Origin of the sequence: Pseudomonas sivasensis (genome assembly GCF_013778505.1) — a bacterium.
In the GTDB taxonomy this organism is placed as follows: Bacteria; Pseudomonadota; Gammaproteobacteria; order Pseudomonadales; family Pseudomonadaceae; genus Aquipseudomonas; species Aquipseudomonas sivasensis.
This window is the reverse complement of record NZ_JAAOWU010000015.1, coordinates 65,059-82,000: the sequence shown is the minus strand read 5'-3', so window position 1 is coordinate 82,000 and position 16,942 is coordinate 65,059. Positions and strand designations below refer to the sequence as shown.

Annotated in this window: 15 protein-coding genes; 9 read left to right on the top strand and 6 right to left on the bottom strand. The window is 60.4% G+C overall.

Annotated features, from left to right (window positions below; translation table 11 throughout):
- Positions 1–86 precede the first annotated feature (86 nt).
- From nadE to G9Q84_RS21920, 3 genes are all read right to left on the bottom strand, one after another.
- Positions 87–914 carry an ammonia-dependent NAD(+) synthetase gene (gene nadE, locus G9Q84_RS21930; RefSeq protein WP_181644089.1) on the bottom strand — a complete coding sequence of 276 codons (828 nt, stop codon included), beginning with the start codon at positions 912–914 and terminating at the stop codon, positions 87–89.
- Positions 915–917: 3 nt separating this feature from the next.
- Positions 918–2,132, bottom strand: coding sequence for a nicotinate phosphoribosyltransferase (gene pncB, locus G9Q84_RS21925; protein ID WP_032890522.1), 1,215 nt, complete (start codon positions 2,130–2,132; stop codon positions 918–920).
- Between the two features lie 205 nt (positions 2,133–2,337).
- A complete protein-coding gene (locus tag G9Q84_RS21920) occupies positions 2,338–3,228 on the bottom strand; it encodes a LysR family transcriptional regulator (protein WP_032890523.1) in 891 nt (296 codons plus the stop codon).
- A gap of 154 nt (positions 3,229–3,382) precedes the next feature.
- Here G9Q84_RS21920 and amaB point away from each other — a divergent pair, with 154 nt between their 5' ends.
- The 9 genes from amaB (at position 3,383) to G9Q84_RS21875 (ending at position 14,474) form a co-directional block, all read left to right on the top strand.
- Positions 3,383–4,873, top strand: a complete 1,491-nt coding sequence (amaB, locus tag G9Q84_RS21915) for an L-piperidine-6-carboxylate dehydrogenase (protein WP_032890526.1) — start codon at positions 3,383–3,385, stop codon at positions 4,871–4,873.
- A gap of 170 nt (positions 4,874–5,043) precedes the next feature.
- Positions 5,044–6,339: an L-pipecolate oxidase gene (gene amaA / locus G9Q84_RS21910; protein ID WP_181644088.1), complete on the top strand. Its 1,296-nt coding sequence runs from the start codon at positions 5,044–5,046 to the stop codon at positions 6,337–6,339.
- A 374-nt stretch (positions 6,340–6,713) separates the two neighbouring features.
- Positions 6,714–7,850 carry a branched-chain amino acid ABC transporter substrate-binding protein gene (locus G9Q84_RS21905; protein ID WP_099602068.1) on the top strand — a complete coding sequence of 379 codons (1,137 nt, stop codon included), beginning with the start codon at positions 6,714–6,716 and terminating at the stop codon, positions 7,848–7,850.
- A 184-nt stretch (positions 7,851–8,034) separates the two neighbouring features.
- Positions 8,035–8,949: an ABC transporter permease subunit gene (locus tag G9Q84_RS21900; protein WP_003188099.1), complete on the top strand. Its 915-nt coding sequence runs from the start codon at positions 8,035–8,037 to the stop codon at positions 8,947–8,949.
- 2 nt (positions 8,950–8,951) lie between these two features.
- Complete coding sequence (livM, locus tag G9Q84_RS21895; RefSeq protein ID WP_032890532.1) at positions 8,952–10,229, top strand: high-affinity branched-chain amino acid ABC transporter permease LivM; 1,278 nt, start codon at positions 8,952–8,954, stop codon at positions 10,227–10,229.
- Entirely contained in the window at positions 10,226–11,101 is an 876-nt protein-coding gene (locus tag G9Q84_RS21890; protein WP_027607703.1) for an ABC transporter ATP-binding protein, read from the top strand. The genes livM and G9Q84_RS21890 overlap by 4 nt, the downstream gene beginning before the upstream one ends.
- Complete coding sequence (locus G9Q84_RS21885) at positions 11,098–11,814, top strand: ABC transporter ATP-binding protein (protein ID WP_032890534.1); 717 nt, start codon at positions 11,098–11,100, stop codon at positions 11,812–11,814. Before G9Q84_RS21890 ends, G9Q84_RS21885 begins: the two co-directional genes overlap by 4 nt.
- Before the next feature lie 785 nt (positions 11,815–12,599).
- Positions 12,600–13,364 carry an SDR family oxidoreductase gene (locus G9Q84_RS21880; RefSeq protein ID WP_032890536.1) on the top strand — a complete coding sequence of 255 codons (765 nt, stop codon included), beginning with the start codon at positions 12,600–12,602 and terminating at the stop codon, positions 13,362–13,364.
- Positions 13,365–13,568: 204 nt separating this feature from the next.
- On the top strand, positions 13,569–14,474 hold the full coding sequence (locus G9Q84_RS21875; protein WP_095186055.1) for a cation diffusion facilitator family transporter: 906 nt from the start codon (positions 13,569–13,571) through the stop codon (positions 14,472–14,474).
- Here the strand turns inward: G9Q84_RS21875 and G9Q84_RS21870 are convergent.
- From G9Q84_RS21870 to ureG, 3 genes are all read right to left on the bottom strand, one after another.
- Positions 14,446–15,564: an AGE family epimerase/isomerase gene (locus tag G9Q84_RS21870; protein WP_095186054.1), complete on the bottom strand. Its 1,119-nt coding sequence runs from the start codon at positions 15,562–15,564 to the stop codon at positions 14,446–14,448. The genes G9Q84_RS21875 and G9Q84_RS21870 overlap by 29 nt on opposite strands.
- Before the next feature lie 163 nt (positions 15,565–15,727).
- A complete protein-coding gene (locus tag G9Q84_RS21865; protein WP_095186053.1) occupies positions 15,728–16,300 on the bottom strand; it encodes a HupE/UreJ family protein in 573 nt (190 codons plus the stop codon).
- A gap of 22 nt (positions 16,301–16,322) precedes the next feature.
- Positions 16,323–16,940: an urease accessory protein UreG gene (gene ureG, locus G9Q84_RS21860; RefSeq protein ID WP_032890544.1), complete on the bottom strand. Its 618-nt coding sequence runs from the start codon at positions 16,938–16,940 to the stop codon at positions 16,323–16,325.
- Between the last annotated feature and the right edge of the window lie 2 nt (positions 16,941–16,942).

The window sequence follows — 16,942 nt, the reverse complement described above, 5'->3', positions numbered from 1 at the left end:
TTCCAACATGAGAATGCGATCAAATGTGGGAGGGGGCTTGCTCCCGATAGCGGCCTGCCAATCAACACAAAAATATCTGGCTCACCTCACGGCGCAAACGGCATCACCCGCTTGTGCTCAGTCTTGCGATAGGTCTCGCAGATAATCCTGAACGCCTCTTCGCGCACCGGTTCACCGTGCAGGAACGCATCGATCTCGGCATACGTCACGCAATGTGACGCTTCATCCGGCTTACCTGGCGACAGGTCTTCAAGGTCGGCCGTCGGCACCTTCTCCACCAACGACTCCGGCGCGCCAAAGTGCCGTGCAATCGCGCGTACCTGGTTTTTTACCAGCCCGCTCAACGGCGCCAGATCGCATGCACCGTCACCGAACTTGGTGAAAAAACCCATCACCGCTTCCGCCGCATGGTCGGTGCCGATCACCAAACCACCGGACGCGCCGGCGATGGTGTATTGGGCCACCATTCGCATGCGCGCCTTGGTGTTGCCAAGCACGAAGTCACGGGACACCGCCGCCTTGCCTTCAAACGCCGCCACTTCACTGGCCAGGGCTTTCACCGCCGGGCCGATGTTCACGGTGTGGCGCTCGTCGGGCTCGATAAAGTCCACCGATGCCTGGGCGTCGATTTCGTCGAACTGGGTTTCGTAGGGCAGGCGCACGGCAATAAAGCGGTAGGCCTCGTCACCGGTGCTGGCGCGCAGTTCTTGCATCGCGCGCTGGGCCAACAGGCCGGCGGTCAGGGAATCGACGCCACCACTGATGCCCAGCACCAACGTTTTGAGTCCGGAATTGCGCAGGCAGTCCTGGATAAAGGTCACGCGTCGGGCAACCTCGGCCTCAAGGGCGGCTTGGTCGTTGAACGGCGCTTGCACCTTGAGCTGTTCAGCAATCTCGCGCTGTACGGCTTGCATGATTCACTCCTTGCTGGAAATGGCAGGTACTTTGAAAACGTGACGCAAATAGGCGACAAAATTCGGGTCGGTGCAGTGGGTCTTGCCCGCTTCATCGGAGATTTTGGCGACGGGCTGGCCGTTGCAGGCGGTCATTTTAAGCACGATGCTCATCGGTTCCACTCCTGGAATATCGCAGGTCAGGTTGGTGCCGATGCCGAAGCTCACATTAATGCGACCGCGCAGCGCACGGAAAATCTCCAAGGCCTTGGGCAGCGACAGGCTGTCGGAGAACACCAGGGTTTTGCTCATCGGCTCGATACCCAGCTTGTGGTAGTGAGCGATGGCTTTTTCCGCCCACTGCACCGGGTCCCCAGAATCGTGGCGCAGGCCGTCGAACAGCTTGGCGAAGTACAAGTCGAAGTCGCCGAGGAACGCGTCGGTGGTGATGCAATCGGTCAGGGCGATGCCCAGCAGGCCACGGTATTCGCGGACCCAGCAATCGAGGGCGGCGATCTGGCTGTCGATCAGGCGTGGGCCGAGTTGCTGGTGGGCCATGATCCATTCGTGGGCCATGGTACCCAGGGGCTTCATGTCCAGCTCGCGGGCCAGGTGCACGTTGCTGGTGCCGACAAAGCGCCCGGGGAAGTCATGCTTGAGCACATTGACCACTTCTTCCTGCACCCGGTACGAAAAGCGTCGGCGCGTGCCGAAGTCGGCCACTTGCAGCTCCGACAGTTCCTCGCTGCTGGCATTCGCCGTCAGCCAATCGAACTTGCGGTACAACTGCTCGCGGGCCTGTTCGAGGATCACGGTCTGGTAGCGGTAGCGGTTACGCACTTCGCTGACGATGGCCAGCATCGGCACTTCAAACAGGATCACATGCAGCCACGGCCCGCGCAGGCGGATAAACAACTCGCCGTTCTCGATGCCGGTCTGCACATAACGCAGGTTGAAGCGGAATAGCCCGAGGAAGCGCAGGAAGTCCGGTTTCATAAAGCTGATGCGTTCCAGGAAGCCCAGTTGGTCCGGGCTCAGGCTCAGCTCGGCGAGGCGTTCGATCTGGTAGCGAATCTCCGCCAGGTACGGGCGCAGGTCCTCGCTGTTACGGCAACGGAATTCCCATTCAACTTCCACGTTGGGGTAGTTGTGCAGCACCGCCTGCATCATGGTCAGCTTGTAGAAGTCGGTGTCGAGCAGGTTCTGCACGATGCGATCGGCAAACACACTCTCGCTCATAACGGGAATCTCCAGACGGGTCGGCGATGGGCGCCGGCCTTTACGCACAATTAAGGAAGGGGGCTAGTGGCGCATAGACCTGTGGGGTTTTGCCAGTGATTTTTTCAGTGAGGCCACTGGCGTCATCGGGGGCAAGCCTCCTCCCACACTTGGAATGTGTTTCAAATGTGGGAGGGGGATTGCCCCGAGGGCGGTATTCCAGGCACTAAAGAACCTGCTCCATCATCCACTTCACAAACTCGCGCACCTTGGGCACTTCCGCCGAATGCTCGGGATAAGCCAGGTAATACGCATCCTGGCTCGGCATCGCGTGCTGCCAGGGGATCACCAACTTGCCGTCGGCCAGTTCTTCTTCCACCAGAAACCGCGGCAGCAGCGCTACACCGCAGCCTACCTGCGCCGCTCGAATGCACATATAAAAGGTGTCGAAACGCGGCCCGTGGTAGCTGTGCTCGGTGTGATAACCCTGATCGGCGAACCAGTCATGCCAGCCCTGGGGGCGTGAGGCGTTTTGCAGCAGCACCAGTTCGCTCAGTTGCGTGGGGTCGTTGAAGGGCTTCGCGGGCAGACTTTCCGGTGCACACACCGGCACCAGTTCTTCGCTGAACAGCTTCAGGCTCTCGGTGCCGGGGCGCGAGCCCTGGCCGAAGTAGAAGGCCATGTCGGCCTTGCCTTGCAGCAGTTCGTCCGGCTCCTGCTCGTTGCACAGGTCCAGGTGGATCTGCGGATGGCGCAACCGCCAACCCTTGAGGCGCGGCACCAGCCAGCGCGCGCCGAAGGTGTAAGGCGTGGACACGCGCAGCACTTCGGTCTCGCCGCCGTAGGAGCGCAGGTAGTGGGTGGACATCTCCACTTGCGTGAGGATCTTGCGCACTTCCACCAGGTACAGGTCGCCCGCCGGGGTCATCTGCAAGCGGCGACGCACGCGGCGAAACAGCAGGTGTTGCAGCAGCTCTTCCAACTGCGCCACCTGTTTGCTGACCGCGCTTTGCGTGAGGTTCAACTCCTCGGCGGCGCGGGTGAAGCTCAGGTGGCGGGTGGCTGCTTCGAAACACTGCAGGGCGGTGATCGAGGGCAAATGTCTTTTGTTCAGCACGGCGTGCCTCTTTTTATGCTTTGCATGAATAAACGGAATGATATCTCGCCTAATCGTCGTTTGTTGGCAAGTCTTGAGCCAGCTACAAATAAGGTCTGGATTGCCGTGCGCGCCGCGGCGCGAATTTTTTGTTTGCAGTTTGAAGGAGTGACCCATGGTTGCCGCATTGCTTGATCGTCTCGGGGTGAACCCGTCGCTGTACCAGACGGGCAAACAGCCCGTGCATTCGCCGATTGATGGCAGCCAAATCGGCAGTGTGCATTGGGAAGGTGCCGCCGAGGTGGAGCAACAGGTCAGTCGCGCCGAGCATGCATTCGACGCCTGGCGCAAAGTACCGGCGCCGCGTCGCGGTGAGCTGGTGCGCCAATTCGGCGACGTGCTGCGCGAATACAAGGCCGACCTGGGCGAGCTGGTGTCCTGGGAAGCGGGCAAGATCACCCAGGAAGGCCTGGGTGAAGTGCAGGAAATGATCGACATCTGCGATTTCGCGGTCGGTCTGTCGCGTCAGTTGTACGGCTTGACCATCGCTTCCGAGCGCCCAGGCCACCACATGCGTGAAACCTGGCACCCGCTGGGCGTGGTCGGCGTCATCAGCGCCTTCAACTTCCCGGTCGCCGTGTGGGCATGGAACACCGCCCTGGCCCTGGTGTGCGGCAACGCCGTGATCTGGAAACCCTCGGAAAAGACCCCGCTCACGGCCCTGGCTTGCCAGGCGCTGTTCGAGCGCGTGCTGAAGAAATTCGACGGCGCCCCTGAGTATCTGAGCCAAGTGATCATCGGTGGTCGCGATGCAGGCGCCGCGCTGGTGGATGACCCGCGTGTGGCGTTGATCAGCGCCACCGGCAGTACGCGCATGGGCCGCGAAGTGGCGCCGAAAGTCGCCGCACGTTTCGCCCGCAGCATCCTGGAACTGGGCGGCAACAACGCGATGATCCTCGGCCCAAGTGCCGACCTGGACATGGCCGTGCGCGCCATTCTGTTCAGCGCCGTCGGCACCGCCGGCCAGCGCTGCACCACCCTGCGCCGCCTGATTGCCCATGAATCGGTCAAGGAAGAAATCGTCACCCGCCTCAAGGCCGCCTATTCCAAAGTGCGCATCGGCCACCCGCTGGAAGGCAACCTGATCGGCCCGCTGATCGACAAGCACGGTTTCGACAATATGCAGGACGCGCTGGAGCAAGCGCTGAGCGAAGGCGGCAAAGTGTTCGGCGGCAAGCGCCAGTTGGAAGACACATTCCCCAACGCCTACTACGTGTCGCCGGCCATTGTGGAGATGCCCGAGCAAAGCGACGTGGTGTGCACCGAAACCTTCGCGCCGATTCTGTATGTCGTCGGCTACACCGACTTCGCCGAAGCCCTGCGCCTGAACAACGCGGTGCCCCAAGGCCTGTCCTCGTGCATCTTCACCACTGACGTGCGTGAAGCCGAGCAGTTCATGTCGGCAGTCGGCAGTGACTGCGGCATTGCCAACGTCAATATCGGCCCAAGCGGCGCAGAAATTGGCGGCGCGTTTGGCGGTGAAAAAGAGACCGGCGGCGGTCGTGAGTCGGGTTCGGATGCGTGGCGCGGGTATATGCGCCGCCAGACCAATACCGTGAACTACTCGCTGGAACTGCCGCTGGCCCAGGGCATCACCTTCGACTGATTTCCTCAAGTCGGAGTGAGGTGAGTATGGGAGGGGGCTTGCTCCCGATGGCGGTGAATCAGGTTTGAAGTGTTGTCTGATACACCGCCATCGGGAGCAAGCCCCCTCCCACATGTGACCTCATTTGCAGTTCGGAATAGATGTTTGTTGGGTCTCACCGGAGTCTGGCAATGGCATTACGCGAAACGTGTTTGTGGGAACACCTCACCCCTGGCCGGCCGGATCGTGCCGCGCTCAAGGGCGAGGTCAAGGGCGAGGTCAAGGTGGATGTGTGCGTGATCGGCGCCGGCATCACCGGATTGTCGGCCGCCATTCACTTGCTGGAACAGGGTAAAAGCGTCGCCGTGCTGGAGGCTCATCGCACTGGCCACGGCGGTTCGGGGCGCAATGTCGGGCTGGTGAACGCCGGTTTATGGATCCCCCCGGACGACATCGAAGCCGGTTTCGGCGAAGCGGTGGGCAGCCAGCTCAACCGCATGTTGGGCGCGGCACCGTCTCTGGTGTTCAGCCTCATCGACAAATACAACATCGATTGCCAACTGCGCCGCGAGGGCACCTTGCACATGGCGCACAACGCCCGTGGCGAGGCGGATTTGCGCAGTCGTGAAGAACAATGGAAGCGCCGTGGCGCGCCAGTGGAGTTGCTCACCGGTCAGGCCTGCGAGCAAGCCACCGGCACTAAAAAAATTGCCGCCGCCTTGCTGGATCGGCGTGCGGGCACCTTGAATCCCATGGCCTACACCTCTGGGCTGGCCAATGCTGCGGTCGGGCTCGGCGGGCAGTTGTTTGACCATTCACCGGTCACCCAATTGGAGCGCCAAGGTGCACTTTGGTCGGTTCAGACCCAGCACGGGGCAGTGCAGGCTGCACAAGTGGTCGTTGCCTCCAATGCCTACACCGAAGGCGAATGGACCGAGCTGCGGCGTAACTTTTTCCCCGGTTATTACTACCAGGTCGCGTCGGCTCCGCTCACCGACGAAGCCGCCCAGCAGATTCTCCCTGGCGGCCAGGGATCGTGGGACACGCGTCAGGTATTGAGCAGTATCCGCCGCGATGCCGATGGTCGTTTATTGCTCGGCAGCCTGGGCAATGGCAACCAGAAACCGGCGTGGTTCCTCAAGGCGTGGGCCGATCGGGTGCAGCAACACTACTTCCCGTACCTCAAATCGGTGCAGTGGGAATTCACCTGGACCGGCTGCATCGCGTTCACCCCCGATCACTTGATGCGCCTGTTCGAACCGGCCCCTGGACTGGTCGCTGTCACGGGCTATAACGGACGCGGCGTGACCACCGGCAGTGTGGTCGGCAAGGCGTTCGCCGACTACTTGTGTCACCAGGATCCCCAAGCACTGCCGATTCCCTTCGCGCCCATGCAACCGTTGGCCGGAGTGGGTCTGCGCAGTTGCCTGTACGAGGCGGGATTCTCGCTGTATCACGCCGGGCAATGCTTGAGGATCGTGATCTGATCAGCGAAATACCGCTCAGAAGCCTGCATTTTCTTAGCAGGCTACTAATCTGTATTGGTGCAGGTCGTAGCAATCACGCACTGTAAATGTGCAGTTCCGTTACGCACGCTGTTACAGGTGTGGAGCGGGGTGTTTATCCATTCGGTTGCAGGTGCGACCCGTCACGGTTGTACTTTTTTAACTGGCTGGTTGCACCTGTCGAGGCTAGAGGGTTGCACGTCCTGGCAAGCGGCGTCGAAACGCCTGTAATAACAATGACACCGTGTCTTTTTGAAGAATAAAAACGTAATGGCACGGGGCTTGCTCTGAGCTTTCAGTGAAAAGTTTGAACGCAAGTTGTAGTGCCAAAAATCAAAAATATCGGAGCACCACTCATGTCCCAGACGTTTTACAAGAAAGGTTTTCTGGCCCTCGCCGTTGCAGCGGCGCTGGGTGTTTCTACGTTTGTTCAAGCTGATGTGAAGATTGGTGTAGCGGGGCCGATGACCGGCGCCAACGCCTCGTTCGGTGAGCAGTACATGAAGGGTGCCCAGGCGGCAGCCGAGGTGATCAACAAGGCCGGTGGCATCAACGGCGAGAAAGTTGTGCTCGTGGCAGGCGACGATGCCTGTGAGCCGAAACAGGCCGTTGCCGTGGCCAACCGCCTGGCTGACCAGGACAAAGTGATTGGTGTAGTCGGGCACTTCTGCTCGTCGAACACTATCCCGGCCTCCGAGGTTTACGACGAAGCGGGCATCATCGCGATCACCCCAGGCTCTACCAACCCACAAGTGACCGAACGTGGCCTTGGCGCCATGTTCCGTATGTGCGGCCGTGACGACCAGCAAGGCATCGTCGCCGGCGACTACATCGTCGATGTGCTCAAGGGCAAGAAAGTCGCGGTCATCAACGACAAGGACACTTACGGCAAAGGCCTGGCCGACGCCACCGCTGCCCAGTTGACCAAGCGCGGCGTCAAGCCGGTGCTGGAAGAAGGCCTGACCCGTGGCGAGAAGGACTTCAGTGCGCTTGTCACCAAGATCCGCTCCCTGGGCGCCGACGTCGTGTACTTCGGTGGCCTGCACCCGGAAGCCGGTCCATTGGTTCGCCAGATTCGTGAAGCTGGCCTGAAAGACGTCAAGTTCATGTCCGATGACGGCGTGGTGACTGATGAACTGGTGGCCACCGCTGGCGGCGCGCAATACGTCGATGGCGTCTACATGACCTTTGGTGCCGACCCGCGCCTGCTGCCTGACAGCAAGGCTGTCGTGGAAGAGTTCCGCAAGGCCGGCTACGAGCCAGAAGGCTACACCCTGTACGCCTACGCCTCGCTGCAGGCCCTGGCCGCCGGCTTCAACGGCGCCAAGTCCAACAAGGGCGAAGACGCGGCCAAATGGCTGAAAGCGCACCCGGTCAAAACCGTGATGGGCGAGAAGACCTGGGACGCGAAGGGCGACCTGAAAATCTCCGACTACGTGGTTTACCAGTGGGATAAAGACGGCAAATACCATCAGTTGGAAAAGCAGAAGTAATCCATGTGGGAGGGGGCTTGCTCCCGATCGCGGAGTGTCAGTCAACAGGTGTTCAGCTGACCCACCGCATCGGGGGCAAGCCCCCTCCCACATTGGGACCCGTGTTGTTATCGAGATCTGTTTTTTCCTCCAGAAGCGCCGCACACCCGCCGGTGTGCAGGTGCTCACCGCGTGAGATTGCGTTATGGATGGTATTTTCCTGCAGCAACTGGTCAACGGCCTGACCCTCGGGTCGGTCTATGGCCTGATCGCCATCGGCTACACAATGGTCTATGGCATCATTGGCATGATCAACTTCGCCCACGGCGAGGTTTATATGATTTCCGCTTACCTCGCGGCGATCAGTCTGGCACTGCTGGCTTACTTCGGCATCGAATCCTTCCCGCTGCTCATTCTCGGCACTCTGATCTTCACCGTGGTCGTCACCGGCGTTTACGGCTGGGTCATTGAGCGTGTCGCTTACAAACCGCTGCGCAACTCCACCCGACTGGCTCCGCTGATCAGCGCCATCGGTATCTCCCTGATCCTGCAGAACTACGCGCAGATCGCCCAGGGCGCCAAGCAACAAGGTATCCCAACCCTGCTGGCCGGGGCCTGGCGTGTCGATATCGGCACAGGCTTCGTGCAGCTTACGTACACCAAAGTGTTCATCCTGGTCGCGGCATTCGCCGGCATGGCATTGCTGACCTACATCATCAAGTACACCAAGCTCGGCCGCATGTGCCGCGCGACCCAGCAAGACCGCAAGATGGCCTCGATCCTGGGCATCAACACCGACCGCGTGATCTCCTACGTGTTTGTCATCGGTGCTGCCATGGCCGCACTGGCCGGTGTGCTCATCACCCTCAATTACGGCACCTTCGACTTCTATGCCGGCTTCATCATCGGCATCAAGGCATTTACCGCAGCGGTACTCGGCGGCATCGGCTCCCTGCCTGGGGCGATGTTGGGCGGGATCATCCTCGGTATCTCCGAGTCGTTGTTCTCAGGGTTGATCAACTCTGACTACAAAGACGTGTTCAGTTTCTCCCTGCTGGTGGTGATTCTGATTTTCCGTCCTCAGGGCCTGCTTGGTCGCCCACTCGTGGCGAAGGTGTAAACATGTCTGCTGCCAAACCTATCGATATCAAGAAAAGTGTCGTCGATACGATCCTTGCCGGGCTGATTTCGCTGATCGTGTTCGGTCCGATCGTCGGCGTGGTCCTCGACGGCTACAGCTTCAACCTGGAACCTGCGCGCGTGGCCATCCTGGTCGCCATCGTGATGGCCGGGCGCTTTGCCCTCAGCCTGTTCCTGCAAACCCCCAAGGGCGTGAAGATTCTGCAGGGCTTCGAGAGCAGTGGCTCCGGCGTGCATGTACTGCCACCGGACTACAAGTCGCGGCTGCGCTGGATCATTCCGGCACTGATCGTGATCGCCATCGTGTTCCCGATCTTCGCCAACAAGTACCTGCTGACCGTGGTGATCCTCGGGCTGATCTACGTGTTGCTCGGCCTCGGCCTGAACATCGTGGTTGGCCTGGCCGGCTTGCTCGACCTGGGTTACGTGGCGTTCTACGCCATCGGTGCCTACGGTCTGGCATTGGGTTATCAGTACCTCGGCCTGGGCTTCTGGAGCGTGCTGCCCCTGGCCGCCATCGCGGCGGCACTGGCGGGGTGCATACTCGGGTTTCCGGTATTGCGAATGCACGGGGACTACCTGGCCATCGTGACTCTGGGCTTCGGTGAAATCATCCGTCTGGTGCTCAATAACTGGCTGTCGTTCACCGGTGGCCCGAACGGTATGCCGGTGCCTTCACCGACCTTCCTCGGCCTGGAGTTCGGGCGCAAGGCGAAGGAGGGTGGGATTCCGTTCCACGAATTCTTCGGCCTCGATTACAACCCCAACATCAAGTTCATGTTCATCTACATCGTGCTGTTCCTGGTGGTGCTGGCCGTGCTGTACATCAAGCACCGCCTGACCCGCATGCCGGTTGGCCGCGCCTGGGAAGCCTTGCGTGAAGATGAGATCGCTTGCCGTTCCATGGGCCTGAACCACGTGCTGGTCAAGCTTTCGGCATTCACCATCGGCGCATCTACTGCGGGTTTGGCCGGGGTGTTCTTTGCCAGCTACCAGGGCTTCGTCAACCCGTCGTCGTTCACCTTCTTCGAGTCGGCGCTGATCCTGGCCATCGTGGTCTTGGGCGGCATGGGCTCGACGGTCGGGGTGGTCATCGCGGCCTTCGTGTTGACCGTGGCGCCTGAATTGCTACGCAGCTTCAGCGAATATCGCGTGCTGCTGTTTGGTGTGTTGATGGTGGTGATGATGATCTGGCGACCGCGCGGTTTGATCCGCATCAGCCGTACCGGTGTGACCCCACGTAAAGGAGTGGCGCCATGAGCAAGGAAGTCGTCCTCTCCGTGGAACACCTGATGATGCACTTCGGTGGCATCAAGGCCTTGAGCGATGTGAGCCTCAAGGTCGAACGCAACTCGATCTTTGCCCTGATCGGCCCTAACGGCGCCGGCAAAACCACGGTATTCAACTGCCTCACCGGTTTTTACAAAGCCAGCGGCGGCAAGATCGAACTGAACATTCGTGGCAAACAGACCAACGTGATCCAACTGCTGGGCGAGCGCTTCAAGGCCGTCGACTTTGTGTCGCCGAAAAGCTTCCTCAGCCGCGTGTACTACAAAATGTTCGGCGGCACCCACCTGGTCAACCGTGCCGGTTTGGCGCGGACCTTCCAGAACATTCGCCTGTTCAAGGAAATGTCGGTGTTGGAAAACCTGCTGGTGGCCCAGCATATGTGGGTCAACCGCAACATGCTCGCAGGCATCCTTAACACCAAGGGCTACCGCAAGGCCGAAAGCGATGCGCTCGACCACGCGTTCTACTGGCTGGAAGTTGTCGACCTGGTGGACTGCGCCAACCGCCTGGCCGGTGAGCTTTCCTACGGCCAACAGCGCCGCCTGGAAATCGCCCGCGCCATGTGCACCCGGCCGCAGATCATCTGCCTGGACGAACCGGCAGCGGGCCTGAACCCCCAGGAAACCGAAGCCCTCAGCGCGATGATTCGCCTGCTGCGCGACGAACACGACCTTACGGTGGTGCTGATCGAACACGACATGGGCATGGTGATGAGTATTTCCGACCACATCGTGGTGCTGGACCACGGCAACGTGATCGCCGAGGGCGGGCCGGAAGCGATCCGCAACGACCCTAAAGTGATTGCCGCCTACCTGGGCGCAGACGAAGAGGAGCTGGTATGAGTGCACCTATCCTCGAAATGAAGGACTTGGACGTGTTCTACGGTCCGATCCAGGCCCTGAAGAAAGTCTCGCTGCACATCAACGAAGGCGAAACCGTCAGCCTGATCGGCTCCAACGGCGCGGGTAAGTCCACGCTGCTGATGTCGATCTTCGGCCAGCCACGGGCTGAGTCGGGGCAGATCATCTACAACGGTGTCGACATTACCCACAAGTCGTCCCACTACATCGCCTCCAACGGCATCGCGCAGTCGCCTGAAGGGCGGCGGGTGTTCCCCGACATGACTGTCGAGGAAAACCTGCTGATGGGCACTATCCCCATTGGCGACAAATATGCTCAGGAAGACATGCAGCGCATGTTCGAGCTGTTCCCCCGGCTCAAGGAAAGGCGCAACCAGCGAGCCATGACCATGTCCGGTGGTGAGCAGCAAATGCTTGCCATCGCACGCGCGCTGATGAGCCGGCCCAAGCTGTTGCTGTTGGATGAGCCGAGCCTGGGGTTGGCGCCGATTGTGGTGAAGCAGATCTTTTCCACCCTGCGCGAGCTGGCAGCCACCGGGATGACCATCTTCCTGGTGGAGCAGAACGCTAACCACGCACTGCGCTTGTCGGACCGGGCGTATGTGATGGTCAACGGTGAGATTCGCCTCACAGGCACCGGCAAGGAGCTGCTGGTGAACGAGGAAGTGCGCAACGCCTACCTCGGCGGGCACTGATCTAAAGCCTGACGCAAACCCCCTGTGGGAGCGGGCTTGCTCGCGAATGCGGTGTATCAGTCAGTAGACTGGAACTGACCCACCGCTTTCGCGAGCAAGCCCGCTCCCACATTTGTTTTGCGGTGTTCATAAGGCCGATCCCAAATTGTGGAAAACAAATCCAGCCCCCCTCCAAAGCGCGACATATAGCCGCCGCAAATACCTGTTTTGTCACGCTTTTGACTTGTCCCCATCCACTGTGGAACCGGCTGTGGGTAACGTGGGAGTACCTGCCTGAACGCCTTTAAAACCGTGGCTTACAGCGTGGTGGTTGTTTTTTGATCAGCGGCTTTTTGGCGACCGGCCAAGGGGTTTGTCAACCTGTTTAAAGACACAGGTATATGACCGAAATATGACTCTTCAGCCTGTGGATAAGTCTGTGATTAAACTCTGGAAAGACCTCCGCAGAGGCCGGAATGACTGGCCTGGAGCCATCGTCCGGATTTCCACTCTGTCGATGGGCCTACATACGACCTCGCTAAGGTCAAGCAAAAAACTTTCTAAAACCGCCTGCAGGCCTTGTACACAGAGGCTTTCGGTATTTTGTACTTGCCCCCAAAGACTGTGGGCGCAGCTGTGGATAACCTGCGCGCATATGGCTGCAGGCCACGGTTCATAAGGCTTTGCTTGATATGATCAAAAAGTGATCAGCTTTACATGAAAGGGTGTGCTTAGCGGTTGCCGCGACGGCGGTGTAAGGGCATTCTGCTGGCTGTTTTTTTCCCGATGCCCGCAAGGAGAACACCATGTCCGACACGCTGTTTATTACTGGCGCAACTTCAGGTTTTGGCGAAGCCTGCGCCCGTCGTTTTGCTGAAGCCGGTTGGAAACTGGTGCTCACTGGCCGCCGCGCCGAGCGTTTGAATGCCTTGGTTGAAGAGCTTTCCAAGCAGACCGAAGTGCACGGCCTGGTCGTGGACGTGCGTGACCGCAAGGGCATGGAAGACGCCATCGCCAGTCTGCCGCCGTCGTTCGCCAAACTGCGTGGCCTGATCAACAACGCGGGCCTGGCCGTGGGCACTGATCCTGCGCCCAAGTGCAGCCTCGACGATTGGGAGACCATGGTCGATACCAACATCAAGGGCCTGCTGACCACCACCAACCTGCTGCTGCCGCGCTTGATCGCCCACGGCCGTGGCGCCGGCATCATCAACCTCGGTTCCATCGCCGGTAACTACCCGTACCCTGGCAGCCACGTGTACGGCGGCTCCAAGGCGTTTGTGAAGCAGTTCTCCCTGAACTTGCGTTGCGATCTGCAAGGCACCGGCGTGCGCGTGACGAACATCGAGCCAGGCCTGTGTGAGAGTGAATTCTCGCTAGTGCGCTTCGGCGGTGATCAGGCGCGTTATGACGCGACCTATGCCGGCGCTGAGCCGATCCAGCCGCAGGACATTGCCGACACCATCTTCTGGGTGATGAACACGCCGGCGCACGTCAACATCAACCGCCTGGAGCTGATGCCGGTGAGCCAGACCTGGGCCGGGTTTGCGATTGAGCGGGGCGGTAAGTAAGGCTTTAAACCGCGTCGCTGCCATCGGGAGCAAGCCCCTCTCACACTTGACTGTGTTCACAAGTCGGAACGTGGGAACCCAATCCCATGTGGGAGTGGGTTCGCTCCCGATGGCGTCAAATCGGCCAAAACAGGCCATAAGGTACACTCCACTCCTGAAAACCCCACCGCATCGTGCGGTTCAAAGGTTTTGACGGGAGGAAATGTGAGTAACCGAGGTGAGCAGGCACTGCTCAAACAATCGACGATTCTGATGTTCGCGGTAGCGATCGCCGGCATTGTCACGGGTGTGATATCCGGCGCCCAATCTATTCTGTTCGACGGCTTTTTCTCGCTGATCGCCACCGCCATCAAGGTGTTGATGCTGATCACGGCCAAGTTGATCGCCAAGAAAAGCAACGCGCGCTTCCAGTTCGGCTACTGGCACCTGGAGCCGTTGGTGCTGCTGATCGAAGGCAGCTTTCTGCTGTTGATCGCCATCTATGCATTCCTCAACGGTGTGTTCGGCATGATCAATGGCGGGCGCGAGATCGAGTTGGGCCTGGTGATCATCTACGCGGCGGTGTTCACCGTCGTTGAGTTCGCCTACTTCTTCTATGTGCGCTACCGCAACCGCGCGCTCAAATCGTCGTTGATCCAGTTCGATAACATCAGTTGGCTGGTGGACGCGATGCTGTCGGTGGGCTTGCTGATCAGCTTTCTGGCCGCGCTGTTGCTCAAGTCCCAGGGCTATGGCGAGTGGGCGGTGTATGTCGACCCCTTGATCCTGATCCTGCTGGCCCTGAGCATGCTGGCGCCGGCCTTCAAGATCCTGCGCCCAGCGTTACGCGAGGTGCTGGGGATTGCCCCCGACCATTTGGACGACAAGGTTCGCGAAGTCATGGATGCGGTCCGCGCCAGGCATGGTTTCGACGACTACGTGTCCTACGTGCAAAAGCACGGGCGGGCGCGGTTTATCGAGATTCACGTGGTGCTGCCGGCGGATTACCCGGTGGATAACGTCGCCACCCTGGATAGGTTGCGCGAAGAGATATCCACAGGGCTCGGCACGCCGGATGCGGCGCGCTGGTTAACGATCAGTTTTACGGGCGACCGTAAATGGATTGCGTGAGGCCCTGATAGCAGGTCGCCAGATGATAAGGCGTGGTCGACGGCATATCCCGTCGGCTCACCGCGCCGTTGGCATCCAGGCATTCGTGCCAGCCTTTCTCATGCAGGAAATGCTGTTGCAGTGCCAGCAATTGGCGTTGCAGCACCGCTTCGCTGTCGGGCCGCAAGGTCAGTGCCCGCAGGTATTCGGCCTGGGCCCAGATACGCTGGGTGGCGTCACGCACGCTGCCATCGAGGGCAAGCATGCCGCTGACCGCGCCGCTTAACGGATCCACACCCTTTTGCTCGGCGTAGGTAAACGCCCGGGTCAGTGAGGCATGCAACGGCGTGCCGCGTAAGGCGGGCGACGACTCCAGTAAAAAGAACCACTCGAATTGATGCCCTGGCTCAAACCAGTTATCCACAGCACCCAGCGGTTTTTCCATCATCACGCCATGCTGGCGGTCGATGAAGCGCTGCTGCATGGCCGTCGCCAAGCCCAGCAGGGCCGCTTGTACGTCGGCGTCTTCACGCACGGCGAGGGTGGCGAGGAAGCCCTCGGCCAGGTGCATCAAGGGATTTTGCAGGGGGCCGGACTTGAGGGAAGACCAGTTACGCTCAAGTACCGCTTCATACAGGCCATCGCCCGTGGCGAAACGCTCGGCGACCACTTCAAGGGCGGCATTGAGCACCGATTCCACCAGCGGCTCGCGCACTTTGGCCCAGTAATGGGCGCAGGCGAAGATGATGAAGGCGTGGGTGTAGAGGTCTTTGCGCTTGTCCAGCGGCTGCCCGGCGGGGTCGACGCTGTAGAACCAGCCGCCGTATTCGGCGTCGTGGAAGTGCCGTTGCAGGGAACGGAACAACGCGGCGGCACGTTCTTCGGCAAAGGCAGCACCGGGCTCGCCGATCAGACTGGCGAACAGGTACAGCTGTCGAGCACAGGCCATGGCGCGGTAGCGTTGCGGCGGCAAAGGCCGATGATCGGCATCCAGCGCCTCATAGGGCAACGCCAACTCGGCATTCCAGCCCGGGCCCTGCCAGAGCGGCACGATCAAGGTATGGAAGTGGGTGAGCACAGAATTCAACGTGGGCTGGGAAGCGATGGGCATTGGCTGGCGTCGTCACGGCAGGGGTGTAGGCGCGCATGGTAGCAGGCTTGCGTTCTGTGGTGTCTGTGCCAGCGCTATCGGGGGCAAGCCCCCACCCACCTTTGAAGGTGTTCACGCATCAAAATGTGGAGGGGGCCGATGAGGCCCTCAATAGCCCCGCAACTCAGCCCGCGAGCAGCCAAACCCCGGTCGCCGCTGAAGCAGCACCGGCAACCCGCACCAACGGGGCCGCCGCCGCAGGCAGAAACCGCACCACGGCATAGCCGGCAGCGTGCAACGCAGCAGTTGCCCCGACAAAACCGGCCGCATACGTCCAAGGGCTGGACATGTCCGGCAGCTCCAGGCCATGCGCCACCCCGTGGAACAGCGCAAACAACGCCGTAGCGCCCACAGCCATGAACAGTGGTGGACGCACCGCCAGCGCCACTGCCAGGCCCAGCGCCAGCACCGACGCGGCAATCCCGCTTTCCAGCGCGGGTAATGCCAGCCCTTCAAAACCCAGCACGCCGCCGATCAACATGGTGCCGACGAAGGTGCACGGCAGGGCCCAACGGGCGGCGCCTTTTTGCTGGGCTGCCCACAGGCCGACTGCAACCATGGCCAGCAGGTGATCAAGGCCGCCCAGTGGGTGGCTGATACCGGCCATCAGGCCATTGTCGCCGTGGCCGGGGTGAGCGAAAGCCAGGGCCGGAGCGAGCAGCAGAGCGGCGGCGGCGAAGAGTTTGTTGAGGCTCATAAACAGGTTCCTTATGGGTTGATCAGGCGGCAGTGGTCAGCAGGCCCTGGCGCTCGATAAAAGCGACGATCTCGTCCAGGCCGACGCCGGTTTTCTGGTTACTGAACACAAAGGGTTTGCCGTTGCGCATGCGCTGGGTGTCGCTGTTCATCAGCTCCAGCGAGGCGCCGACCAAGGGCGCCAGGTCGATCTTGTTGATCACCAGCAGGTCTGACTTGCAGATACCTGGGCCGCCTTTGCGCGGCAGTTTGTCGCCAGCGGAGACATCGATCACGTAGATGGTCAGGTCTGACAACTCCGGGCTGAACGTGGCCGACAGGTTATCGCCGCCGGACTCCACCAGGATCAGGTCCAGGCCGGGGAAGCGACGGTTGAGTTGGTCCACCGCTTCCAGGTTGATCGAGGCGTCTTCTCGGATGGCCGTGTGCGGGCAGCCGCCGGTTTCCACGCCGATGATGCGTTCGGGCGCCAAGGCCTCGTTACGTACCAAGAAGTCGGCGTCTTCGCGGGTGTAGATGTCGTTGGTGACCACTGCCAGGTTGTAGCGGTCGCGCAGCGCGAGGCACAGGGCAAGGGTCAGGGCGGTTTTGCCGGAGCCGACCGGGCCGCCGATGCCGACGCGCAGGGGTTGTGTGTTCATTT